A 26837-nucleotide genomic window follows, 5' to 3' on the forward strand; every position below is an offset into this window, starting at 1 on the left:
AAACAGAATAAGTAACAAAAGGTAACTATATCGAAATAAATTAACTTACATCTTCATTTATGAAAATTTAAGAAGTTAATTAGCAACACTATTAACAAAATATTAACATTAAATTTTCAAATTATGAGAGTATTAAAAAACCCTTCATTTTTAATCGCTTTTAGTAAACAATCGAAAAAAAGCATTTATTATTTTTTAATTTTATTAATGTCAATTACAGGATTAATTTCATGTCAAAACGAAAATGACGATAATCCTGAAGTCTTAGCTGAAGAACAAGTAAGTTCAAATCCTTTTTTCATGGATATTCCTTTTAAAACTATTAATGTAGTTAACAAAAAAATGAATGTTCAAACTTTTGATGATAAGTTTCTTGTTGATGGAGATATACTTATGTCGAAAAAAAGAATAGAAGAATTCATGACAGACTCTGAAACTACAGATGACATTCAATCTAGAGCTGGTTATGATTTTTCAAGAGGAAGACCTTGGTATGGTAATACAGTATATTATGTATTTGACGGTAACTTTAGTTCGTATGGTAGACAAGTTATGTCACAAGCAATGCAGATTATTTCAAATCAAACTAGAGTAAGATTTCAATATGGAACTGGAAATGGAAATTATATTCGAGTTTTTACTGGTCAAGGAAATTACTCACAACTAGGAATGGTTGGTGGAAGGCAAGATTTGTCACTTCAAAACATGACAATTGGTATAGCAATTCATGAGTTAGGACATGCTTTAGGTTTAATCCATGAACATCAAAGACCTGATAGAGATAATTACATTTATGTAGATCGAAATGCTCAAATGCAGAACTACTATAATTTTGTTAAAATGGGATACGCCTATGGAGCATTTGATTTTAGTTCTATTATGTTATATCCATCAAGACGATTCCCTAATTCAATTGGTTGGGATATGGTAAGAAGAGATAATGGTCAGCCATTTAATAGTAATGTAGAAACAGGAGCTAATAGATTAAGTTATGGAGATACTAGATTATTAAATGCTATCTATAGGTAAGCTATCCTAAAACAGCAATTACTTTTATTTTAAATTTAAATAAGCTTCACAATAATATTATTGTGAAGCTTATCGCTTTTTATAAAATCAGGTTTAAATTTAAATGACTTTAAATTATTTATAAAAAACAAAGGCTTTCAAAAAATTGAAAGCCTTGTCAAATCTAGTAGCGGGAACAGGACTCGAACCTGTGACCTTCGGGTTATGAGCCCGACGAGCTGCCTACTGCTCTATCCCGCGATATTGGACGGCAAATATACACACTTTTAAAACAGTCTACCAAATTTATTTTAACTTTTTTCAAAAAACTATAGTATTATTTTATAATTGACACTCATAAAAACACTTACCTTTGCCCTTATGACACATAAAGCAGGATTCGTAAATATTATTGGAAACCCAAATGTTGGAAAATCAACCTTAATGAATGCTTTGGTTGGTGAAAAGCTTTCTATTATAACCTCTAAAGCACAAACAACTAGACATCGTATTTTAGGGATTGTAAATGGTGATGATTATCAAATTGTTTTTTCTGACACTCCTGGTATTATAAAACCAGCGTATGAGTTACAAGATTCTATGATGGATTTTGTAAAAGCTGCTTTTGATGATGCAGATGTATTAATTTACATGGTTGAAGTTGGTGAGAAAGAGTTAAAAAATGAAGCCTTTTTTAATAAAATAATTAACAGCAAAATTCCTGTTATTTTATTATTAAATAAGATTGATACTTCTAGTCAAGAACAAGTTGAAGAAAAAATAGAATATTGGAAAAATAAAGTACCTAACTCTTTTGTTTATGTAATCTCTGCATTAGAAAAGTTTAATGTAGAAACCGTTTTTTATAAAATTATTGAGTTATTACCAGATTCTCCTCCTTTTTATCCTAAAGATCAATTAACAGATAAACCTGAGCGTTTCTTTGTAAATGAAACTATACGTGAAAAAATCTTACAACACTATAAGAAAGAAATTCCTTATGCTGTAGAAGTAGAAACTGAAAGTTTTGTGGAAGAACCTAATATCATAAAAATTAGAGCTGTAATTATGGTAGAAAGAGAAACACAAAAAGGAATTATTATTGGTCATAGAGGAACTGCAATTAAACGTGTTGGTACTGAAGCTCGTAAAAGTTTACAACACTTCTTTGACAAAAAGATTTTCTTAGATCTTTATGTAAAGGTGAATAAAAACTGGCGTTCAAACGATAAACAATTAAGAAGATTTGGATATAAAGAGTAACTTAACATTCGTAAGTTTAACATAACAAACTATTTTACTTCACATAACTTTTAAGTAAAGTTTTAAATAAATTTTTGTCAAAATTATCAACCATGAAAAATTTATTTAAAACTTTACTATTTGTCCTTGCTTTAAATTTAGTAAGCTGCGACGATGATAAAACTACAGATCCAGTTCCTACTCCAGTTGACACAACTGTGAATTTTCAATATTTAAGTTCCATTAATGTAGGTGGTGAAGGAGCTGCTGAAATTTCAGCATACGATAAAAAAACAAAAAAGTTATTTGTTGTAAATGCTGAATCAAAAGAAATTTCTGTTTATAATATTGAAAACTTAGTTGCACCTCAACAAGTTTCTTCTATTCCTATAATGAGTGGTGCTCCAAATAGCATTTCTGCTTATGACGGTAAAATTGCTATTGCTTTAGAAGATGAAGTAAAACAAAACAATGGGAAAATTGCTTTATATAATGCAGAAAATAATACTTTAATTAATACTTACACAGTTGGAGCATTACCCGACATGGTTACTTTTTCTAAAGATGGTAAGTTATTAGTTTGTGCTAATGAAGGAGAACCGAATGCTTTGTACACAAATGATCCTGAAGGTAGTGTGAGTATTATTGATATTGAAAACAGCCAAGTAACTACATTAGACTTTAATGCATTTAATGGACAAGAAGCTTCTTTAGAAGCCAATGGATTTAGAGTATTTGGTCCTAATGCGAATTTAGCTACAGATGTTGAACCTGAATACATTGCTATTTCAGATGATTCTAAAACAGCTTGGGTTTCTTTACAGGAAAATAATGGTATTGCTAAAGTAAATTTAATTTCAAAATCTATTGAAGCAATTTATCCTTTAGGTTTTAAAGATTATAACCAAGCAGGAAACGAAATCGATCCTAGTAATGAAGATGGTAAAACTGAATTAAGAAGTGTTCCAGTTTACGGAATGTATCAACCAGATGCGATTACTTATGTAAATATAAATGGAGTTGGATATATTATTTCTGCTAACGAAGGTGATGCTAGAGAATACATTGACGATAAAGGAACAGATACTGAAGACGACGACGAAGATATTTTTGTAAACGAAAAAAGAATCAAGAAAATTGATTTAGACCCAACTGCTTTTCCTAACGCTACTGATTTACAAAAAGAAGAAGATTTAGGTAGATTAAAAATTGCATTAGATTTAGGTGATACCGATGGCGATGGCGATTATGACAAGTTATATTCTTATGGTGCTCGTTCTTTCAGTATTTGGTCTGAAAACGGAACTTTAGTGTATGATAGTGGTAATAGTATTGCTAGTAAAACTTTAGAATTAACTCCTGCAAGATTTAATGATGAAGATAAAAGAAGTGATGACAAAGGTGCAGAACCAGAAGCGGTAGAAGTATTAAACATAGGTAATGAAAGATATATTCTTTTTGTTGGATTAGAAAGAACTGATCAGGTATTAGTTTATGATATTACAACACCTACTACACCTACATTTTTATCAATTTTATCTCACGAAGGCGACGAAGCACCAGAAGGTCTGTTAGTTATTCCTGCTGCAGACAGTCCTAATGGAAAAGACTTAGTACTTGTTTCAAATGAAGATAGTGGAACTGTAAGTATCTATCAGAATGTAAAATAAGAACTAATTTGCGTATTCATAAAAAACAACTATTGATGCACTTCAATAGTTGTTTTATTTTATAGAAACGCTACCTTTGCAGCATGAATAGTATTGTAGCCATTGTAGGAAGACCAAATGTAGGTAAATCTACATTATTCAACAGATTAATTAAAAGAAGAGAAGCCATTGTAGATTCTGTAAGCGGTGTAACTAGAGACCGCCATTATGGGAAATCTGAATGGAATGGAAAAGAATTCTCTGTAATTGATACTGGTGGATACATCGTAGGATCAGATGATATTTTTGAAGGAGAGATTAGAAAACAAGTTCAGTTAGCTATAGATGAAGCTGATATTATTTTATTTGTTGTTGATGTAGAACAAGGTATTACTCCTATGGATAATGCAGTTGCTAAAATTTTACGTCAAGTAGATAAACCTCTATTTATTGCAGTAAACAAAGTAGATAACGCTATGCGTGCTGCTGATGCTGTTGAATTTTACAACTTAGGTTTAGGTGATTATCACACTATTTCATCTGTTAACGGAAGTGGAACTGGTGATTTATTAGATGCTATTGTTGAAGAAATTCCTGAACCTGTAGAAGAAGAACAAATAGAAGATGACTTACCACGTTTTGCTGTAGTAGGTAGACCAAATGCTGGTAAATCTTCCTTTATTAATGCTTTAATTGGAGAAGACAGAAATATTGTAACAAATATCGCTGGAACTACAAGAGATTCTATTGATACAAAATATAATCGTTTCGGATTTGAATTCAATTTAGTTGATACTGCTGGAATTCGTAAAAAATCGAAAGTTAAAGAAGATTTAGAATTTTATTCTGTAATGCGTGCTGTAAGAGCAATTGAATATTGTGACATAGCCATTGTTATGGTAGATGCAACTCGTGGTTTCGAAGGCCAAGACGAAAAGATTTTTTGGCTTGCTGAAAAAAACAGAAAAGGTGTAGTTATTTTAGTTAACAAATGGGATTTAGTTGAAAAAGAAACCAATACCATGCGTGATTTCGAAAATAAAATTCGAAAAACGATAGAACCATTTACAGATGTTCCGATTGTATTCATCTCTGCTTTAACAAAACAAAGAATATTTAAAGCTATAGAAACTGCTGTTGAAGTTCACCAAAATAGAAAACGTAAAATACAAACGAGTAAACTTAATGAAACCATGTTGGAAATTATGCAACAAACCCCACCTCCAGCAACAAAAGGTAAGTTCATTAAAATTAAATACTGTATGCAATTACCAACACATACACCTCAGTTTGCATTTTTCGCAAATCTTCCTCAATACATAAGAGATCCATATCGAAGGTTTGTAGAAAATAAACTTCGTGAACATTATAACTTTAACGGTGTTCCTATTAGTATTTATTTCAGACAAAAATAATAGTGGTAGTTAATTATCATTATTATTTATCACTAAAGGTAAATTAAGAAACATTTTAGCTTCTAATTCTAGTAATTTCAAGAATTTAGAAGCTTTTTTATTTGTATAATATCAAATATTTTCAACTATAAAAACAACCTCATTTTTTTCCTTTTATAAAAATTAACATTTCTTAACCATTGTTAACTTATATTAACTTTATATCGTTTCTTTTTTTTGTTCTTTTGTCACTAATTTATTTGAAAGAATAAAATGTTATGAAAACGTTTTCAATTTATTCAAAATGAAACTTGAATATTAAAAACGATATGGTTGATCACCAAAAAATCACATTTCAATACATTTCATTTTTACAATTAAACAGAGTCAAATATTTTTGGCGTCTTTAAAATAAAAGGGGACATATGAAAAAAACATTGTTAATTATTGCTTTAATAACATCTTTTGGTGCTTATGCACAATCTTATAAATTTAAGATTTCTGGTACTATTAAATCTGAAAAAGAAAAAACACCGATTGAAGCAGCAACAATTCATTTAGAAAAAGAAAAAGACAGCACAGTATTATCTTACACAATATCAGACAGTAACGGAAACTTCACTTTAGAAGGAAAAGTATACAACAAAAATATAAAACTATTTATATCTTTTATCGGAATGGATGAGTATAGCAAACCAATTCTTTTAGATAAAGATTCAAAAATAAATTTAGAAACGATTTTCTTAAAAGAAGAATCGAATTTATTAAATGAAGTAGTTATAAAATCTAGAGCACCCATAACGATAAAAAAAGACACATTAGAATTTAATGTAAAATCTTTTAAAACGAAAAAGGATGCTAATGTGGAAGATTTATTAAAAAAACTTCCCGGAGTTGAAGTTAACGAAGAAGGCCAAATAACTGTTAATGGTAAAGCTGTAAATAAAATTCTAGTGAATGGTAAACCTTTCTTTGGAAATGATCCTACAATAGCCACAAAAAATCTTACAAAAGAAATTATAGAAAAAGTTCAAATTACAGATACAAAGTCAAAATCTGAAGCTTTTTCTGGTGAAAAAGGAGATGCTAACAATAAAACGATTAACCTGACAATAAAAAAAGAAAACAATAAAGGTTGGTTTGGTAGAGTTGCTGCTGGAGGCGGAACAGACGAACGTTACGAAGCTGCTACTATTGTAAATAGATTCGACAATAATACTCGTTTTAGTGTATTAGCCGGAACCAATAACATTAACTCTCCTGGATTTAGTTTTGGTGAAATCACCAAAATGTTCGGTAATAGTGGTGGAGCCAGTTTTTTTGGTAATGGTAGATTCTCTATTGGAGGTAGAAGTTTTGGAGGCGGACAAGGTATTGTTACTTCTAGAACTGGTGGAGCAACTTATGCCGATGAATATGGAAAAGGAGTTGATCTTAATGCAAATTACTTTTATTCGGGTAGTGATTCAGAGAACATAAATAGAAGTAATAGAGAATATACTGTTCAAGTACAAGACGAAAATGATCCTACTCAAACTAGAGAACTTCGTTATTTTACAAATTCAAATTCTAGCAGTACTACAGAAAATGACAATCATAATTTTGATGCTGATTTAGATATTGAAATAGATTCTACTTTTTTAATTAATGTTACACCTCGTTTTACGTTTAATGATAGAAGTTCAAACTTCACTCAATCTGATGAAACATTAGATGAAAATAGAACACTTACAAACAGGTTTTCAAGTAATTCATTTTCTACTTCAGAAGCTAAAAACTTTCAAAACAGAATCGACATTACTAAAAAATTTGGTAACAAAGGTGGTTTTATTAAAGCCTCTATTACAAATCAAATTGATCAAACTGAAGGAGAAGATTTTAATAACTCAACAATTGAGACGTTTGGAATAAATGCTAACACTGAAATACGAGATCAAAAAACAGATATTACGAGTGATTTAAACGGATTTAGAACTCGTTTATCGTATCGTCAACCAATTATCGCTAAAAAGTTATTTATTAATTTAAACTATCGTTATAGAATAGATGAAAGAACTAGAGTTGAAAGCACTTTTGATTTTGATAATACTACACAGGATTTTACTAATTTCAACACTGATTTAAGTACCAACTTTACATTTAATGATATTACTAAAACTCCATTAGTTGGAATTACATACGACACAAAATCATTTAATTTAGATTTTGACATAGGACAAACTATTAGAACATTAGAAAATGAAGATGTATTAAGGCCTAACTTAAGTTTAAACAAAGATTTTAATAATGTTACTATTGATGCTAGTATGCGTTATAGATTTCCTTCCAAAGCTAGAGTTTACATCGGATATAATTTAGATAATAATGCTCCAGGAATAACTCAATTACAACCTTTCACAGATGTATCTAATCCATCTAACATTGTAACTGGTAACCCTAACCTTAGACCAAGCCAGAATCACAGAATTTTCGCAAATTTTAATAAATACAACTGGCAAAAAAGAACTGGATTCTTCTTTTGGGGAGGTGGAGATATTACAAACAATCAAATTGTAAGTAAAACAACAATTGGAAACAATTTAGTAAGAACAACTACATATGAAAATGCAGATGGTGCGTATAGTTTTTATGGAGGTGGTAGTTATAATAGAGGAATTAAATTAGATTCAATATCTACGCTTAACATCAGAACAGGGCTACGATACAATTCTTCAAAAAGTATTAATATCTTAAATGAAATAAAAAACACAACAAAAACCAGCTCTATTACTCCTAGGTTAGGGCTTGAATTTAATTGGAATAAAAAAATAGTTATAGAACCTAACTACGAAATTGCTTTTACAAATACTCAGTTTAATGTTAATAATAGAGCAGATCAAAATTTCACTAGGCATTCATTTCGTATAAGAACAAGAACCAATGTACCTAAAAAATTAGAATGGAGAAATGACATCCGTTATACATTTAACCCAAATGTTATTGGATTTAACAGATCGGCTTGGTTTTGGAACTCTACTTTAGCATATTCTGTATTAAAAGATAAAGGAACAATTACCTTAAAAGCATACGATCTATTGAATCAAAATACCAATGCAAGAAGAAATGCCGTTGGTAACTATATCGAAGACTCGGAAAGTACAGTTTTACAACAATATTTTATGCTTGGGTTCAGCTGGAAATTTAACAGTTTAGGAAAAAAAGGAGAAATTAGAGATTACGGATTTCATTAAAACATTAAAAAGTCATCTTAAAAGATGGCTTTTTTTATTTCAATTCTGCAAGTTGTCATAGATCAATACGACTAAGAAATACATTTCGTAATTTTGTAATTACCAAAAAGAGATGAAGATGACCATTAGAAGCTTTCATGATAATATTGATTTAGAATTACCTTTACATATCAACATCAGCTTTAAAAAAGTGTATGATGTATATAAAAAATATGCTGCTAAAGAGTTTGAAAATCATCCTTATCATCAATCTGCTTTAAACATGGTTAAAGAAATTGAAAAAGTTCCTGAATTAATTAGTGGCTTTTCCGATTTTTCTTTATTAAACAAACATGAAGAATTAATAGAAATATTATTAGACACTTTATTTCCTGAAATACTAACAACAAATGAAATAAAAGCAGCTACAATTCCATTCTCTTTTACATGTTTTAAATTCACAGAACGTTTCGATAATATTTTAAATAATGCAGGTGATGATTATGAATTTAAAGTAAGAAATTTCGAACAAGATGCTATGTATATTTATGCCTGTACATTAATTCTATCTTCTATATACAACTATCATGTAGACTTAAAACGTCCGTTTTATTTTGATATCCCAGATAAAATCAGCGACTTTACAAAACATTATAGAGTTGCATTTAATGGTGATTTTATGGACATTACTCCTACTGAAAATGCTCCAAAAATCACTGAAGACGATATTAAATTATTATTAGATAATTTTGATAATATTGAAATTTGGAAAGAAAAATTCCCTCCAAACTCTTATACTTTTAAAGGTTTTGGTATCATGAATCTTTTCGATGTTACTGCAGACGAAACTATCACTTCTATTCGTGATAATCTTGTTAGGAAGGAAGATCAAAGTATGACAGAAAAATTAAGAGATAACTTACGTGATTTTTATGTTATTAAAGATTTAAAAGTAGGGTATTCTGTTTTTGACATCAGTAATATTTCTCATGGAAGTGTAAGAGTAAAAAGATCTGAAAGTATACTTCTTAATCAAGAAACTCAAATTACTTGTAATGAATATTTTTGCAATCATTTAATAAGTAAAATTTTCAGAGAAAATGAGAGCATTGTAATTTCTGATACTAAAAACTACAAAGATTTATCTGGTGGGAATAAATTTTCAAAAAACTTAGAAGACCGAGAAATTGGTAGTATTATCCTTATACCTATTAAGAACAGTACGAGTCAAGATTTAGTTCTTATAGAAATAGCTTCACCAAGAGCTTATGAATTAAACTCTGTAAACAAACAGAAACTTAAAGATATTATTCCTGTTTTTCAAGCTGCTGCAGAACGTAATTCAGAAGAATATATGAATATTCTTGAAGCAACTATTCAAGAATATTACACTTCTATTCATCCTGCTGTTAAATGGCGTTTTTACGAAGCTGCTGAAAACTATCAAAATGCACTTTTAGATCAGGAAGAAGATGCCAAAATAGAAAAAATCACTTTTAACGATGTTTATCCTTTGTACGGACAATCAGACATTAAAGGCTCTTCACACGCAAGAAATTTAGCCATTAAACAAGATTTAACAAAGCAGTTAAAATCTGCAATTCATGTTTTAAGAAAAGCTTGTTTAAAAGAAAACTTGCCTATATATGATGAATTAATGTATCGTGTAGAAGATTATTTAGTTGAAGTTGAAAAAGGAATGAAAGCTGGAGATGAAGTTGCTATTTTAGACTTTTTAAAACGTGATATTTATCCTGTTTTTAATCATATCAAAGAAATCAACAACGAACTTACTCAGGTTGTAAATGATTATTTAGGATTATTAGACAACAATCTTCAAGTTGTTTATGAAAAGAGAAAAGACTATGAAAATAGTGTTACAAAACTTAATGACAAACTAGCTAAGTTTATCGATAAAAAACAAGAAGAAGCTCAAAAGATATTCCCGCATTATTTTGAACGTTACAAAACAGATGGTGTAGAATATAATTTATATATCGGACAATCAATTACAAAAGAAAAAAAGTACGATCCTTTATATCTTTATAATTTAAGATTATGGCAATTGCAAACCACTTACGAAATGGAAAATGTTGCTTATAACTTGAGGAAAGATTTAGATCATGACTTACGCGTTGCATCATTAATTTTAGTTCATAGCAATCCTTTAGCTATTGAATTTAGAATGGATGAAAAACAATTTGATGTAGATGGTGCTTACAACATTCGTTATGAAATCATAAAAAAGAGAATAGATAAAGCACACATTAAAGGTACTACAGAACGCTTAACAACTCCTGGGAAAATAGCCATTGTTTATTCTCAAGATAAAGATGCGCAAGAGTACTTAAAATATATAAAGTATTTACAATCTAAAAACCAATTAGGGGAAGTAGAGATTTTAGAATTAGAAGATTTACAAGGAGTTTCTGGATTAAAAGCTATTCGAGTAGAAGTTAATTATAATGAAGAAGTAAACTCAAAATCTTATTTATCTATTGATGAATTGATTAAAAAAATATAATTAACAACTATATAAAATACAAAGAGCCTCAATATTGAGGCTCTTTGTATTTTTAGTTTACTTCTTTTCCGTCTTTGTCCAAGAATCTTAATTTATAATTACCATCATTATCTTTAAAAACAACAGTTTTCTCTGTTTCTGGCTTATTAAAATCAGTTACATTTTTCGCAGTTACAATTAATGTTTTACACGTTTTATCTGGAGTACAATCGTTATTTGCAATTGCTACAGTTAAACAAACAGTATACTCTCCTTCTCCAATTCCCCAAACAAATGAATTTTCTCCTTTACTTGTATCTTTTGACTCTTCAGTTTTACCTGTTGCATCTTTTTGATTTACCTGAAAAGTATATGTGTATCCATTTTTCTTTTCTGCTTCGAATTTTAAATCTAATCCAATATTTTCAGAAATTGTAAAGTCAACTTTTTCACAAGTTGCAGAACCATTGTCTGGATTTACAACATCAGAATCATCATCATTACAAGAAACAAATAAGATTAATGCTAAATTAATTACTAATAGATTTTTGATAAACTTCATGAGAATTATTTTTTAAATTATTACTCATGTAATACAATTCAATAGAAATTTACCCTATCATTTTTCAACATATTTTTAGCTTAAAAGAAAGTTTTCCTTCAAACTATCTATTGACAAGGAATTAAGCAACTGGAACAACTCCCGCACTTTGATTATAAAAAGCTACTGCAAAAGCAATAACACTTACAATAATTCCTATCATAAATACGGTGTAAGTAGTGCGTAATAAGCTATATTTTCTGTTTAAAACTAGTCCTAAAAAATATAAATCTTTCGTTAAAGATCCATATAAATAATCACGATCTTTCATCATTTCACTCATGCCCCATTCAAACTCTTGCAAACTCATTTTATGAAAGTTACCAAAGAAAATCAAATTTACTTTCTTGTTTGCAATATCTTCTTTTGTAAACTTTCCTTGAGTAACATTAGGTCGTGTTGCTAATATGGAAAGAATTATAGAGATTACAGTAAAAACAACGAAAATAATTGTTGGTACTATTAAATACCCGTTAGAAGGATTATCTAATTTTGGAATTAATGTAGATAATGCCATAGAAATAATAATTGCATTTACAGAAAGTAAAATGTTGGCTTTTGTATCAGCAATATCACTTAGTGTAATATGGTTTCTCAATGCAACACGAAACATTGTTTCAATTCCTCTTTCAGGTAACTCAACTTTATCTTTTTTAAACTGAAGTTCTTCTTTTTTCTGAGATAATTTCTTTTGTTCTTGCTTAATTTTTTTCTCAGTTTTTAAAAGCTGTGCTAAATTTTTCGATTTTTGCTTTTCCCATTTTCTTACAGCAATATCTGTATAAAAACGATGTCCGTTAGTTAAAAAATCAATATTCTTTTTTATCCAATCTGTATCTTTAATTTTTGAATCCGATAATAACTCTATTTCTTTATGAAGTAGTTGAGAAAACTCATTATAATTCTTACTTCCTAAATGAGAACAATCGGCATCTTTTAGTAGCTTTTCTAATTCAGAAACTGGTTCAACATCCATTTTAGTTGCTAAAATAGCTCCCTTAATAACTTCTATTTTCTCCTCTTCTACTCCTTCTTTAGATAAAAAATCAGATGCAATAATTGTACTTTCTACTTCATGATTTTTAGGGTCTACAGTAAAACCTGTATCATGAAACCAAGCTGCTAAAACTAAACACTCTTTATCATTTTCTGATAATTTCGCTTCTTCAGCTAATTCAGAAGATTTTTCCACTACTCGAAGTGTATGCGATAAGCTATGATAAACTAATTTTTTGTCTAGTTTTTCATTTAAAGTATTCATCACAAAACTTTCTGCTTTTTCTAGAATAGTGCTCATAAATCCGTAATTTAGTTTAGTAAAAGTAACTAAACTTTAGCAATTTTTATAACGCAAGGTTTCTTGAATTATTACGACATACAATTATGCTTACTTGGAAAAATATTATACACTTTACCGTTAATGGTAATCCAACTCCTGACAAGAGAGTTGAAAAAACTGATGAAGAATGGAAAGAAATCCTTTCTCCTGAACAATTTATGATTACTAGATTAAAAGGAACTGAAAGACCTTTTAGTGGAGAACACTGTACTTCGTTTACTGAAGGAAAATATTACTGTGCTTGCTGTGGTACACCATTATTCGATTCTTCAATAAAATTTGATTCTAGTTCTGGATGGCCTAGTTTTACTCAGCCAATACAAGAGAATGCTATTAAGTATCATAAAGATTCTTCACATGGAATGATTCGTGTTGAGATTGTTTGTAATACTTGTGATTCTCACTTGGGTCATGTTTTTCCTGACGGCCCCGAACCTAGTGGTTTACGTTATTGTGTAAATTCTTTATCAATTCAATTAGACGATGAAAACTAAAATAGCTACAGTTGGCGGTGGATGTTTTTGGTGTACTGAAGCCATTTTTAATCAAATAAAAGGTGTTGAAAAAGTAGTTTCTGGTTATGCAGGCGGAAACGCTCCTGGGCATCCGACATACAGAGAAATTTGTTCTGGATTAACAGGACATGCAGAAGTAATTCAGATTACTTATCATCCTGATGTAATTTCTTTTCAAGAAATTTTAATCATTTTTATGACCACTCACGATCCTACAACGCTAAATCGTCAAGGAGCAGATGTTGGCACTCAATATCGTTCTGTTATTTACTATCAGAATGAAGAAGAGAAAAGTATTATTGAAGAAGTAATAAAACAAGTACAACCTTACTTTGATAATCCAATTGTTACTGAAGTAAGTGAAATGCCAATTTTCTATGCAGCAGAAGATTATCATCAAAACTATTACGAAAACAACAAGGAACAAGGATATTGCAACTTTGTGATTACTCCAAAGCTTTCTAAGCTTAGAAAATTATATGCTGATAAGCTGAAATAATCGCAACTTTTCTTTTTAGTAAGTAATCATTATTCAACTCGACATAAAACTTGTAAATAAAATATTACTTCATGAAAAGATCTAAACTGAAAATACCTAATAGTAAAGGACAAATTTTAAATGCTTTTTTAGAATTACCAGCAAATCAAAAACCTGATTTCTTTGCCATTTTTGCACATTGTTTTACGTGTACTAGTTCTTTAAGTGCAGTAAAAAATATCAGTAGAACGCTTACTAATTATGGTTTTGGGGTTGTTCGTTTCGATTTTACAGGTTTAGGTAAAAGTGAAGGTGAATTTCATGAAAGTCATTTTTCAGCAAATGTTGCCGATCTAGTTGCAGTAAGTGAATATATGAATACTAATTTTGAAGCTCCTTCTTTATTAGTTGGGCATTCTCTTGGTGGTACAGCTGTACTTACTGCAGCAGCAGAATTAACTTCAGTAAAAGCTATAGCAACAATTGGTGCACCAGCCGATGTAGAACATGTAACTCATTTATTCTCTCATGGGATTCACGAAGTAGAACTAAAAGGAGAAGTAAATGTGAATATTGGAGGAAGACCTTTTAAAATTAATAAAGAATTTGTTGATAATTTCACGAAAACAGATTTACCAAGTATTGTAAAAGAATTAAGAAAACCTATCTTAATTCTTCATTCTCCAATAGATGCTATTGTGGGTATTAAAAATGCTGAGAAAATATATCATAACGCGCATCATCCAAAAAGTTTTGTAACGTTAGATAATGCAGATCATTTATTAACCAATTCAGAAGATAGTAAATATGCAGGTAATGTTATTGGAGCTTGGGTACAACGTTATTTTCCTAAAAAAGCAAAAGTAAACTTAGATTCAGCTAAAGAACAAGCTGTGGGGCATTTAAATTTAATTGAAGATAATTTCACAACAAAAATTCAAACTAGCAACCACAGTTTAATTGCTGATGAACCTGCTAGTGTTGGTGGAGATGATTTTGGTCCTTCTCCTTTCGATTATCTTAATGCTGCTTTAATTGCTTGTACTACTATGACACTTAAAATGTATGCCAATAGAAAACAGTGGGATTTACAAGAGGTGTTTGTATATGTTACTCGTGTAAAAAAATCTAGTGAAGAATTAGGAATAACTTCAGAAGGAATCAACAGACACGATCATTTTACTAAAAAGATAAAACTGGTTGGTGATTTAGACGAAAAGCAAAGAGCTCGTTTATTAGAAATTGCTGCGAAATGTCCAGTTCATAAAACTTTAGAAAACAAAGCATATTTTAAAAGTGAACTCATTGATTAATAGATTAAAGTCAAAATAATCGAAAGCATTTCTAACTTAAGTTAGTGTTATTTTATAAAAGATATTTTTGTCTTTTGTAAAATAATACTACCTTTGCATTATAATCAAATTATATGTTTTCTAAATCTTGTGAATATGGATTACGAGCCGCTATATATATAGCTGAACAGTCTACCCTAGATAATAAGGTTGGACTAAAAGCTATTGCAAAAGCTATTAATTCTCCTGAAGCATTCACGGGAAAAATATTACAAATTCTTACCAAGAATAATATTGTGAGTTCTATAAAGGGACCATACGGTGGCTTTATTATTGAAGAAAACAAGCTAAATGAAATTACATTGGCGAATATTGTAAGTGTATTAGATGGAGATAAGATTTATACAGGGTGTGCTTTGGGCTTAAAACAATGCAACGAAAAATCTCCTTGCCCATTACATCATAAATTCATAGAAATTAGAGAAGAATTAAGAGAAATGTTGATTTCAAATACCTTACACGAAATCTTATACACAAAAGGTAAAAAGAATGTTTTTTGGTTAAAACGATAAAAAATTTAAATACATAACAGATAAAAAGATCTTTTTATATTTTATGAAACATAACAAGTTGTACATAGCGTTAATATTTCTTTGGATTGGTTTTATATCCGCTATAAGTTTCATGGAGGCTTGGTTAAAATTTAAAGCTGAAGGAGTAACACTTCCTATTGGGCTATCAATTGGAAGTTTGGTTTTTAACGCTTTAAATAAAGTTGAAATTCTCATTTCTTTAGTACTCATAAGTATTACATTAAAAAACAGGATTTACAATTTCATAAAACCCATTCAGTATCTCTTAATACCAATTTTAATTCTCGCATTACAAACATTGTATTTATTACCCTCATTAAATATAAGGGCACATTTAATTATTCAAAATCAGGAAGTCCAAAACAACTACACTCATGTTGTTTATGTAGTTCTAGAAATACTAAAGCTAGTAACACTTCTTACCGTTGGAATAAAAATCATTAGACATGAATATAAATAACAAAACATTAGTATCTGAAATAGTAGCTAATAACTACAAAACAGCTAGTATATTCAAAAAATATAAAGTAGACTTCTGTTGCAATGGAAATCGAACAATAGAAACTGTGTCGAAGGAAAATAATATTTCCTCATCAATAATTATAAATGAAATTAATGACCTATTAAATCAAACAGCTCCTCCAACAGATTATCAAAATTGGAATTTAGATTTTCTCGCTGACTATATTTATCAGAATCATCATAAGTACGTTGAAAGACAAGTACCTGAGGTTATTCATTATCTAGATAAAATTTACAAAGTTCATGGTGATAATCATCCTGAGTTAAACGAAATAAGACAGCTATTCAAAAAAAGTGCTGACGAACTTACAATGCATATGAAAAAAGAAGAGCTTATTCTTTTTCCATTCATAAAAAAAATAGCCAAAGCGGCAAAAGATAATTCTAAACTTGAGAAACCTCCTTTCGAAACTATTCAGAATCCTATAGACATGATGCATACAGAACATGATGACGAAGGAGAACGTTTTAGGAAAATTGAGGAGTTATCAAACAATTATAACGTTCCTAAAGATGCTTGTAATTCATACAAAATAGCGTTTTCCTTATTAAAAGATTTTGAGCAAGACTTACATAAACATATTCACCTAGAGAATAACATTTTATTCAAAAAAGCAATTCAAACAGAAAATCAATTATATAACAATTAGAAATGAGAAAAATTTGGACAGGATTTATAATTGTCGTCGTACTATCTTTTGCGGCCTTAATTTGGGTAGGTACTGAAGTATATCAACAACAACCACCTATACCCGATATTGTGAAAGTTAGAGACACAAATGAAGTAGTATATACAAAAGAAGACATCCAAACTGGTCAAAACGTTTGGGAATCCATTGGAGGAATGGAAGTTGGATCAATTTGGGGACATGGAAGTTATGTAGCTCCCGATTGGTCAGCTGATTGGATTCATAAAGAAGCACTATTTTTATTAAACCATTGGGCTTATAAAGATTTTAAAACCACTTATGAACAACTCAATATTGAACAGAAAGGAGCACTAAAAGCAAGATTAGTAAATGAAATTAAAACAAATACTTATAATCATCAGACAAAAGAAATAATAATATCAGAAGAACGATTAAAAGCAATTAAACAGAATTCTATTTACTACTCCAGTATTTTTTCCAAAGGAAACGAAGAATATGCTATTCCAAAAGGAGCATTAACTGATTCGATAAAACTTAAAAAATTAAATGCTTTTTTATTTTGGACCTCTTGGGCAGCTAGTACAAACAGACCTAATCAAAATTATACATACACATCAAATTGGCCACACGAACCTTTAATTGACAATACTATTACTCCAGATTCTCAAATTTGGTCTGGTTTCTCGGTCATATTATTACTCTTATTTATAGGAATTCTGACTTATTACTATATCAGAAACCATGAGAAGGGAGAAGCAATTACAAAACCAACTAGTGATACACTTTTGAATATATCATTGTTTCAATCACAAAAAGCTGTACTGAAATATTTTCTAGTAATCACACTTTTAATTGCCTTGCAAGTTGTATTAGGAATTATTACAGTTCATTACACCGTTGAAGGGCAGGCTTTCTTTGGTTTTAATTTATCTGAATTTTTACCTTATTCCGTTACCAGAACTTGGCATACACAATTAGCTGTATTTTGGATAGCTGCTACTTGGTTAGCTACCGGACTTTTCTTGGCCCCTATGATTAGTGGTAAAGAAATGAAACACCAAGTATTTGGAATTAACTTTCTATTCATTGCCCTACTAATAATTGTATTAGGTTCTATGCTAGGAGAATGGTTAGGAATTCATCAATTCTTAGATTTAACCACAAACTTCTTCTTCGGACATCAAGGTTATGAATATATGGACTTAGGAAGATTTTGGCAACTATTACTAGCAGTTGGTTTAATTCTTTGGATGTTAATGGTCGGCAGACATGTAATTTTTGCAATTCGAAAAAAAGACGACTCTAAACATTTACTAACAATTTTATTAGTTGCTGTAATGGCAATTGGAATGTTCTTTTTTTCAGGTTTAATGTATGGCGAAAATAGTACACTTCCAGTAATAAATTATTGGAGATGGTGGTTAGTACATCTTTGGGTAGAAGGTTTCTTTGAAGTTTTTGCAACAGTAATTATTGCATACATCTTTTCTAGAATGAAAATAATATCTATGAAAACAGCTGGAAAAACTTCTATTGCTTCTGCTACAATATTTTTAGCTGGTGGTATTATAGGAACATTACACCATCTATACTATTCAGGTACACCTGTTCAAGCAATTGCTTTGGGCGCTACATTCAGTGCTTTAGAAGTTGTTCCTTTAACTTTAATGGGGTTTGAAATCAGAGAAAACTGGAATTTACTTAAAGAATATCATTGGATACATCGCTATAAGTGGCCAATATACTTCTTTATTGCAGTTGCTTTTTGGAATATGCTAGGTGCTGGTGTGTTCGGTTTTTTAATTAATCCTCCAATTGCATTATATTATATTCAAGGATTAAACACCACAGCAGTACATGCTCATACAGCTCTTTTTGGAGTTTATGGAATGCTTGGAATGGGGTTCATTATAATATGCTTGCGCTTTTATTCAAATCAACAATGGAATGAAAAGTTGATTAGAAATGCCTTTTGGCTACTTAATATTGGACTAGTTTTAATGGTTGCTTTAAGTTTATTACCTATAGGAATTATTCAAGCATATACATCTATAACAAAGGGATATTCTTATGCTAGAGATGCTGAACTTCTCTATAGTCCAACTGTACAAACTTTAAAATGGTTAAGAATTATTGGAGATGTTGTATTCTCTGTTGGAATTGGGTATTTCTGTGTGTTTGTCACCAAAGCGACTATTGGAGCCATCAAACAGCAAAATATTAGTTAAGTTCTTAGTATTTTTGTAATATATACATGGAGACTGAATTTCTTTATAAATTCAGTCTCTTCTCAACGTATTTAATATGAACTTTACTATCAGAAATACATTCTCCGAAGAACTTCCTCCTGATATCAATCACGAAAATTCAAGAAGACAAGTATTCAATGCTTGCTTTTCTTATGCTACACCTAAAAAAACACCAAAACCAGAACTTTTACATGTATCGGAAACTTTACTTGAACATTTAGGTTTGACTAAAGAAGATACAACATCAGATGAGTTTTTATCGATTTTTACTGGAAATAAAGTTTTAGAAAACACACATCCGTATGCCATGTGTTATGGTGGACATCAGTTCGGAAATTGGGCTGGACAATTAGGTGATGGTAGGGCGATTAACCTTTTTGAAATTGATCATAATAATGAACATTGGGCATTACAATTAAAAGGTGCTGGTGAAACTCCATATTCCAGAACGGCAGACGGACTGGCTGTACTTCGTTCTTCTATTCGTGAACATTTGTGTAGCGAAGCTATGCATCATTTAGGCGTTCCAACTACACGATCTTTATCTTTAAGTTTAACTGGAGATCAAGTGTTACGGGATGTAATGTATAATGGAAATCCAGCTTATGAAAAAGGAGCTGTAGTTTGTAGAGTTGCGCCTAGTTTTATCCGTTTTGGAAATTTTGAAATTTTAGCAGCTCGTCAGAATCATGAAACACTGCAATTGCTTACAGATTATACCATCAAACATTTCTATCCTGAAATTACTTCAGAAGGAAAACAAAAATATCTTGATTTTCTAACAGCGATTAGAGATCGAACTATTGAAATGGTAGTACACTGGCAGCGTGTTGGGTTTGTTCATGGTGTAATGAATACTGATAACATGTCTATTTTAGGATTAACTATTGATTATGGTCCGTATGGCTGGTTAGAAGATTTTGATTACGAGTGGACTCCAAATACTACTGATGCACAACATCGACGTTATAAATTTGGTAATCAACCCTACATTTGTATGTGGAATTTATTCAAATTGGCAAATGCACTATACCCTTTGATTAATGAAGTAGAACCACTTCAAGAGGTTCTAGATACTTTTGAAGGATTATATATTGAGCAATATTCTAAAATGATGATGCAAAAACTTGGTCTTTCTATCAATGGAGATTATGTTGAACTTATTTCATCTTTGGAAAAAGCTTTACAACTTATAGAAACGGATTATACCATCTTCTTTAGAAATTTAGCTTCAATTTCGAAAAATGATTCAACAGCTAAAGCTATCGAAAAAATAACATACGCATTTTATAACGAAAAAGCTTTACAAGGAGAAGTTTTATCGCAGTGGAACGATTGGATGAATAGTTACATTGAAGCATTACAAAATGAAACTAATGAAGATGACGAAAGAAAAGTTAAAATGAATTCAGTTAATCCAAAATATGTCTTGAGAAATTACATGGCACAATTAGCAATCGATGATGCTGATAAAGGAAATTATGAATTAATTGACGAACTATATCAAATGCTAAAAAAACCTTACGATAATCAACCTGAATACGAAAAATGGTTTGCTAAACGACCAGATTGGGCTCGACATAAAATAGGTTGTTCTATGCTATCGTGTAGTTCTTAATTGAAGGATTTCAATACAAATAACACACTAAAAAGTCTCTTATAACATAATTTAAGAGACTTTTCTTTATTCTAAGAGAAAAATAAACACCCGCTACTTTCCTTATATCACAAGGGTTTCACGATATATTCTGAGTTAAGATTAGAAAAAAATCTATCAAAATTTTATTTAGTTAGGATCCCTTACTATATTTGTATCGTAATTAAAATAGAAACAAATATAAAATCAATACATATTATTATGAGTAAATCAATTTTTTATCACGCAGGTTGTACAGTTTGTATAAGTGCAGAACACGATATCGTTAATTTAATTGGATCAGATAATGTAGAAATCGTTCACATTGGTGAAGATCGAAACAGAATTGCTGAAGCTGAATCAGCAGGAGTAAAATCAGTACCAGCTTTGGTAACACCAAATGGTAATGCTTTGCATATCAACTTCGGTGCTTCTATGGCAGATGTAAAAGGATAATTTTTTTAAAAACCAACATAGTTAGGATTCCTACTAAAAAAAATCCTAACTATTAAAACAAATAATATGAAAACTAATATTAAACAATTAACGATACTATTATTTTCAATAACAATTGCTTTTTCTCAGCAAAAGGAATATAAAAGTGATAATTTTAGTATTAAAAACGTACAGGTTACAAATAAAACAGACTTGGGAGTAACAGTTTGGGAAATTAAAGTAAAAGGTTTTGCTGGTAAAACTGTTCCTAAAAAAGCGGGACAATTAGATGGAGCACCAGTTTTAGGTTATGTATTCCCTACATCTTTACAACCATCTGATGTTGGTTTTAATCAAACCTCAGGTATTGTTGCACTCGCTTTAACTTCTCATCCTGATTTTGATGATACTCCGTTGTGGGATGAAAATAATGATCAGAAATACGACAATGATGGAATTATATGGCATCCGCATTGGGTTGTATTACATAAAGATGATAGAGTTTCAGGTGGGCTTTCAGTAAAGCAATTTAAAAAAGCAGATAAAACTGTTGTGTTACCACCAACAAATCCAGGAATGCCAATGTATATGGATTCTCCAGGTTTTCCTGTAACTACAAAAAAGAATACCATAAAAGTTGTTGTTCCCAATTACAGAATGAATAATAAATCTGATTTCAATTACGATGGCGTAACTGCTTTTATGAAAGTTAATACAAGTAACAGTAATTTACCAATGCTCGGAGTATATCATGTATTTAGTGTAGCTAGTGGAAATTTATCATTACCCTATAAAGTAAAAATTCAATAATATGAAAGTATCAGTTTGGGACACCTATGTAAACAGAGAAGATGGCAAATTAATGCATTTCGATATTTTAGTGCCAAATCATATTACTGATTCAAATACTGTATTTGACTTTGGTAAAACGTATCTAAAAAGTAAAACTTTTAAAACATTACAATTAACGGCTAAAGAATGTCGCCTTTGCCATATTGAACAAGCTACTGAAGAAGTAGTAAGTGTGATTCAAAAAAACGGATTTGCAATTATAGAAATGGAAAACTGCAATTAATTTAATTAGGATTACTAACTTTGCCTGTCTACTAAATTCAGACAGGCTTTTTTTATGAACGAAAGTACTTTTAACCCAGAACAACAAGAAAAAGATATTTCTAGCAAAATAGTTGCTGGTTTAGAACGTGTTTCTGAAGTTTTTAAAAAGCTGCTTTGGGAAAAAGCAAAACTTATAGGTTTAAGTCCCATTCAAATACAAATTCTAATTTTCATTACTTTTCATAGGCGAGATTTATGTAATGTAAGTCATCTTGCCAAAGAATTTAATGTTACCAAACCTACCATAAGTGATGCCATTCGTGTATTGCATAAAAAAGAACTAATTATTAAAGATTACTCTTCTTCAGATAATAGAAGTTATACGATTATTTTATCAGAAAAAGGAAAAGAGATTGTAAATGAAACTCAAGGGTTTTCAAATCCATTAAAAAATCAAATAGATAATTTCGAACAACAAGAAAAAGAAAGTTTATTTGAAAGTTTAAGTACTTTAATTCATAAACTAAACAAAAACGGAATTCTTTCAGTACAAAGAACTTGTTACGGATGCAAGTTCTATCAAAAAAGCGGTACCTCTCATTTTTGTAATTTATTAAATACGCAACTACTAACTACAGAAATCAGACTTGATTGTCCCGATTTTGAAGCAAAAAAATAATAATTTGAATTATATATATTTTCATCTTCTCATCAACACAATATTCACTATTGTTTTTAGATGAAAAATACATATATGACTTCACTTTAAGCATCTGTAAACTAATTTGTATTTTTGTTTAGATTAACTCAACTACTATGAAGAAATTCTTTCTTTTAGCTATAATTTCTGTGTGTATTTATGGATGTGCTAGTTATAAAGCTCAGTATAGTTCTAAAAACTACACACCTCAACAAACAACAACTAAAAAACCTAATTATACTTTCTATTTAATTGGTGACGCAGGCAATGTAGCGAAAGAAGGTGATCAACTTACTTCTTTAAACTTCTTTGAAAAAGAACTTATAAATGCAACAGAGAATAGTACTGCATTGTTCTTAGGAGATAATGTATATCCAGTTGGAATTTATCCTAAAAAACATCAAGATTATAAACTTTCTAAATATCGTTTAGAGATTCAAACAGCAGTTGCAAAAAAAAATAAAGGGAGAAGTATTTTTATACCTGGTAATCACGATTGGTATAATGGTGTAGATGGATTAAAAAGACAAGAAAAACTAGTTGAAAAAGCATTAGGTAATGATTCATTTTTACCTGAAAACGGTTGTGGATTAGATAAGGTTGATATTAATGAGAATTTAACTCTAATTACTATTGACAGTAAATGGTTTATCATGAATTGGGATGAAGAGCCTAAAATAAATGACAATTGTGACATAAAAACTAGAGAACGTTTTATTGAAGAATTATGGAGTTTATTTAAAAAGAATAGGTACAAAAACGTGGTAGTAGCTATGCATCATCCAATGTATTCTAATGGTCCGCATGGAGGAAGTTTTTCTGTAAAAGATCATATGAGTCCGGCTCCTATTTTAGGAACATTTAAAAATATGTTACGTTCTCATGCAGGTATTCAAACTGATAACTTTCATAAACAGTATAGCGATTTTGTTCGTCAAATAGAAACTATTGCTAACGACTTTAAAAATAACATTGTTTTTGTTGGAGGACACGAACATAACTTACAATACATAGAAAACAACGGTTTTAAACAAATTGTAAGTGGAGCTGGATCTAAAAAATCTCCTGCTTTAGTTGGTTATGGTGCCGAATTCACTTATGGTAATTATGGTTATGCTAAATTAAATTTCTATGATGATGGTTCTGCAATCGTTGAGTATTACTCTGCAAATGATGAGGATAAGAACAAATTATTATTCAGTAAACAAATTATAGCTCCTATCCAAAGAGAAACAAATTTTGATTTTTCTGAATTTGAACAACATAAAAAAGAAATTACAACTACTTTATATAGTAAAGATGCAGTAGATGTTTCTAGTTTTCATAAATTCATGTGGGGAGATTTAAACCGTGAAAAATATGGTAAAGAAATTACTGTTCCCGTTTTAGAATTGGATAACGTTTTTGGAGGTTTAAAACCAATTCGTCGTGGTGGTGGAAACCAAACAAATTCCTTACGACTAGAAAATGCTGAAGGAAAACAATATGTGCTTCGATCAATGTATAAAGATGGAAGTAGAATTATGGGAGGTGTTTTAAAAGGTACTTTTTTAGTAGATGTTGTTCAAGATATTTTTACGATGTCGCATCCATATGCTGCTTTTGTAATTCCTGATATGGCTGAAGCTGCTGGTATTTATCATACAAACCCTAAATTATATTACATGCCTAAACAACCTGCTTTAGGAATGTATAACGATGTTTTTGGTGGTGGTTTATATTTATTAGAGGAAAGACCCGCTGGAAATCGTGAAGATGTTGCTTCGTTTGGTAACTCTAAAAAGATTATTAGTACCTATGATGTACTAGAGAAAATCAGAAAAAACGGAAAACATACCATTGATCAAAGCTTTACAGTCCGTTCTAGATTGTTCGATATGGTAATTGGAGATTGGGATCGTCATGAAGATCAATGGCGTTTTGCTTCATTTAAAACAGAAGATGATAAAACCTACTACAGACCAATTCCTAGAGATCGTGATCAACCGTTTTCTAGATTTGATGGAGTTTTAATTCCGCTTTTAAAATTAAACACTCCGTTAATTAAGAACATGCAAACTATGGATTACGATATTAAAGATATGAAGTGGTATAACAACTATCCTCGTTTCTTTGATGCAGAATTCTTAAATCAATTAACTTTAGAAGATTGGTTAAAAGAGGTAAAATATATTCAACGTAACTTAACTGATGAAGTTATTGAAAACTCAATAAAGCAATTCCCTAAGAATGTATACGACATTGATGGAGAAGAATTAATTGCTAAAATTAAATCTAGAAGAGATAAATTAGAATCTTTCGCAAGAAAATATTATGCAAAACAAGCTAAGAAAGTCCAAATAGTTGGTACAGATAAAGATGATATTTTCATTATTAAACGTTTAAACAACAATGAAACTAGTGTTGAAATCTTAAGAAAACAAAATAAATTTTTTAGTAGAATTTTTAAAACTAGTGAAACTGAAGAAATTCAACTTTATGGATTAAATGGAAAAGATCAATTCTTTATTTCTGGTGATGTTCAAGAAGGAATTTTATTACGTTTAATTGGAGGACATAACAACGATCTTTACGAAGATAACTCTTCTGTTGAAGGTAATAGTAAAATGACAAAAGTTTACGATTATATTTCTAAAAAAAATACAGTAAATGGAAAAGAAGTTGACGATTTAAGAGAAGATAACTACTTCAAAAACACATATAATCATAGAGATATTGAAAATAACACAACACTTGTTTTTCCTAGTTTAGGTGCCAACCCAGATGATGGTTTCTTCTTTGGAGTAAATGTTACGCATACTCGTTATGGTTTTAAGAAAAGACCATTTGATAACCAACACAATTTAACAGCAAATTATTACTCAAGTACTAATGGTTTCGATATTAATTATACCGGTGAGTTTACAGAATTTATTGGAAATTGGAGTTTAGAATTAAAAGCACGTGCTACAAGTAGTAATTATTCTTTTAACTTCTTTGGTTACGGGAATGAAACAAATTTTGATCAAAGTAGAGATTTAGACTTTTATAGAGTTAAACGAGAAGAATTCTTATTGCTTCCTTCTTTAATCAGAAGATTTAATTGGGGAAGTACTTTTAAAGTTACAGGTACTTTTGAAGCTATTAAAGTAGAAAATACTCCAAATAGAAATATTACAAACTCTCCTAATAGCGCTACTAATATTTTTGACAGAAATTATTTTGCTGGAGGTGAAGTGAACTTTAATCACAATAGAGTTGATAATAATAGTTTCCCTACGAAAGGAATGAACTTTGATGTTACGATGGGAGCTAAAATGAACACAAATAACACAAATAGATATTTCGGATATTTAAAAACTTCACTTGCTATTTATCAGAATTTAGTTCCAAATAGAAGTTTAGTTTATGCTACTGAAGTTGGTAGTCATTTAAATTTTAAAAATAGATTCGAAATATATCACGCAGCAAGTATCGGTGGAAATAGAAACTTAAGAGGATACAACAATCAGCGTTTTACAGGAACTGAGAGTTTTTATCACACCAATGATTTACGTTTGCGTTTAGGTAGTTTTAAAGCTTTTATTCCAATGAGAGTTGGAGTTACTGGTGGTTTTGATTATGGTAAAGTTTGGAGTCCTTTTGCTGCACAATCGAATACTTGGAACTCTAGCTACGGAGGTTCTTTCTGGTTAAGTGGATTGGATATGTTTACCGCTAACTTAGCTTTATTTAACGGAGATGATGGTAGCCGTTTTACATTTAGTTTAGGATTTAACTTTTAAAA

General features: G+C 30.1%; 21 protein-coding genes and 1 tRNA gene. 18 read left to right on the forward strand and 4 right to left on the reverse strand.

Going from position 1 to position 26837, the window contains the following annotated elements; all coding sequences use genetic code 11:
* The first annotated feature begins 123 nt into the window (after nt 1–123).
* Nucleotides 124–1029 carry a M12 family metallopeptidase gene (locus AC2TEO_RS08245; RefSeq protein ID WP_442267647.1) on the forward strand — a complete coding sequence of 302 codons (906 nt, stop codon included), beginning with the start codon at nt 124–126 and terminating at the stop codon, nt 1027–1029.
* Between the two features lie 167 nt (nt 1030–1196).
* Here AC2TEO_RS08245 and AC2TEO_RS08250 read toward each other — a convergent pair.
* Nucleotides 1197–1269, reverse strand: a tRNA-Met gene (locus tag AC2TEO_RS08250).
* 120 nt (nt 1270–1389) lie between these two features.
* Between AC2TEO_RS08250 and era the strand changes: the two genes are divergently transcribed.
* From era to AC2TEO_RS08275, 5 genes are all read left to right on the forward strand, one after another.
* Entirely contained in the window at nt 1390–2271 is an 882-nt protein-coding gene (era, locus tag AC2TEO_RS08255) for a GTPase Era (RefSeq protein WP_442267648.1), read from the forward strand.
* A 92-nt stretch (nt 2272–2363) separates the two neighbouring features.
* Nucleotides 2364–3920, forward strand: a complete 1557-nt coding sequence (locus AC2TEO_RS08260) for a choice-of-anchor I family protein (RefSeq protein ID WP_442267649.1) — start codon at nt 2364–2366, stop codon at nt 3918–3920.
* A gap of 83 nt (nt 3921–4003) precedes the next feature.
* On the forward strand, nt 4004–5314 hold the full coding sequence (gene der, locus AC2TEO_RS08265) for a ribosome biogenesis GTPase Der (RefSeq protein ID WP_442267650.1): 1311 nt from the start codon (nt 4004–4006) through the stop codon (nt 5312–5314).
* A gap of 404 nt (nt 5315–5718) precedes the next feature.
* Nucleotides 5719–8523, forward strand: coding sequence for an outer membrane beta-barrel protein (locus AC2TEO_RS08270; protein ID WP_442267651.1), 2805 nt, complete (start codon nt 5719–5721; stop codon nt 8521–8523).
* Between the two features lie 118 nt (nt 8524–8641).
* Complete coding sequence (locus AC2TEO_RS08275) at nt 8642–11026, forward strand: GAF domain-containing protein (RefSeq protein ID WP_442267652.1); 2385 nt, start codon at nt 8642–8644, stop codon at nt 11024–11026.
* 52 nt (nt 11027–11078) lie between these two features.
* Here AC2TEO_RS08275 and AC2TEO_RS08280 read toward each other — a convergent pair whose 3' ends face one another.
* Together AC2TEO_RS08280 and AC2TEO_RS08285 are read right to left on the reverse strand one after the other, a co-directional pair.
* Nucleotides 11079–11567 carry a hypothetical protein gene (locus AC2TEO_RS08280; RefSeq protein WP_442267653.1) on the reverse strand — a complete coding sequence of 163 codons (489 nt, stop codon included), beginning with the start codon at nt 11565–11567 and terminating at the stop codon, nt 11079–11081.
* 121 nt (nt 11568–11688) lie between these two features.
* Nucleotides 11689–12903, reverse strand: coding sequence for a Pycsar system effector family protein (locus AC2TEO_RS08285; protein ID WP_442267654.1), 1215 nt, complete (start codon nt 12901–12903; stop codon nt 11689–11691).
* Nucleotides 12904–12989: 86 nt separating this feature from the next.
* On the opposite strand from AC2TEO_RS08285, the gene msrB reads away from it, so the two are divergent.
* The 4 genes from msrB (at nt 12990) to AC2TEO_RS08305 (ending at nt 15802) form a co-directional block, all read left to right on the forward strand.
* Nucleotides 12990–13439, forward strand: a complete 450-nt coding sequence (gene msrB, locus AC2TEO_RS08290; RefSeq protein ID WP_442267655.1) for a peptide-methionine (R)-S-oxide reductase MsrB — start codon at nt 12990–12992, stop codon at nt 13437–13439.
* Nucleotides 13429–13959 carry a peptide-methionine (S)-S-oxide reductase MsrA gene (msrA, locus tag AC2TEO_RS08295; RefSeq protein WP_442267656.1) on the forward strand — a complete coding sequence of 177 codons (531 nt, stop codon included), beginning with the start codon at nt 13429–13431 and terminating at the stop codon, nt 13957–13959. The genes msrB and msrA overlap by 11 nt, the downstream gene beginning before the upstream one ends.
* Nucleotides 13960–14030: 71 nt before the next feature.
* Nucleotides 14031–15251, forward strand: a complete 1221-nt coding sequence (locus AC2TEO_RS08300; protein ID WP_442267657.1) for a bifunctional alpha/beta hydrolase/OsmC family protein — start codon at nt 14031–14033, stop codon at nt 15249–15251.
* Between the two features lie 113 nt (nt 15252–15364).
* Entirely contained in the window at nt 15365–15802 is a 438-nt protein-coding gene (locus AC2TEO_RS08305; RefSeq protein WP_442267658.1) for an RrF2 family transcriptional regulator, read from the forward strand.
* On the opposite strand, the gene AC2TEO_RS08310 is transcribed toward AC2TEO_RS08305, so the two are convergent.
* Complete coding sequence (locus tag AC2TEO_RS08310) at nt 15791–16033, reverse strand: hypothetical protein (protein ID WP_442267659.1); 243 nt, start codon at nt 16031–16033, stop codon at nt 15791–15793. The genes AC2TEO_RS08305 and AC2TEO_RS08310 overlap by 12 nt on opposite strands.
* Nucleotides 16034–16269: 236 nt before the next feature.
* Here AC2TEO_RS08310 and ric point away from each other — a divergent pair, with 236 nt between their 5' ends.
* The 8 genes from ric to AC2TEO_RS08350 all read left to right on the forward strand — a co-directional run bounded on the left by ric (nt 16270) and on the right by AC2TEO_RS08350 (nt 26835).
* Nucleotides 16270–16995, forward strand: a complete 726-nt coding sequence (ric, locus tag AC2TEO_RS08315; protein WP_442267660.1) for an iron-sulfur cluster repair di-iron protein — start codon at nt 16270–16272, stop codon at nt 16993–16995.
* A 2-nt stretch (nt 16996–16997) separates the two neighbouring features.
* Complete coding sequence (locus tag AC2TEO_RS08320; protein WP_442267661.1) at nt 16998–19223, forward strand: nitric-oxide reductase large subunit; 2226 nt, start codon at nt 16998–17000, stop codon at nt 19221–19223.
* A gap of 76 nt (nt 19224–19299) precedes the next feature.
* A complete protein-coding gene (locus AC2TEO_RS08325) occupies nt 19300–20862 on the forward strand; it encodes a protein adenylyltransferase SelO (protein WP_442267662.1) in 1563 nt (520 codons plus the stop codon).
* Between the two features lie 240 nt (nt 20863–21102).
* Nucleotides 21103–21336 carry a thioredoxin family protein gene (locus AC2TEO_RS08330; RefSeq protein ID WP_442267663.1) on the forward strand — a complete coding sequence of 78 codons (234 nt, stop codon included), beginning with the start codon at nt 21103–21105 and terminating at the stop codon, nt 21334–21336.
* A 66-nt stretch (nt 21337–21402) separates the two neighbouring features.
* Nucleotides 21403–22125: a hypothetical protein gene (locus AC2TEO_RS08335; protein WP_442267664.1), complete on the forward strand. Its 723-nt coding sequence runs from the start codon at nt 21403–21405 to the stop codon at nt 22123–22125.
* A 1-nt stretch (nt 22126) separates the two neighbouring features.
* Nucleotides 22127–22390 (forward strand): DUF2024 family protein, encoded by a 264-nt coding sequence (locus AC2TEO_RS08340; RefSeq protein WP_442267665.1) that lies wholly within the window; start codon nt 22127–22129, stop codon nt 22388–22390.
* 54 nt (nt 22391–22444) lie between these two features.
* On the forward strand, nt 22445–23050 hold the full coding sequence (locus AC2TEO_RS08345; protein ID WP_442267666.1) for a MarR family winged helix-turn-helix transcriptional regulator: 606 nt from the start codon (nt 22445–22447) through the stop codon (nt 23048–23050).
* Between the two features lie 137 nt (nt 23051–23187).
* Nucleotides 23188–26835, forward strand: coding sequence for a metallophosphoesterase (locus tag AC2TEO_RS08350; protein ID WP_442267667.1), 3648 nt, complete (start codon nt 23188–23190; stop codon nt 26833–26835).
* The last annotated feature ends 2 nt before the right edge of the window (nt 26836–26837 follow it).

Source organism: Tenacibaculum aquaeponti (assembly GCF_057221555.1).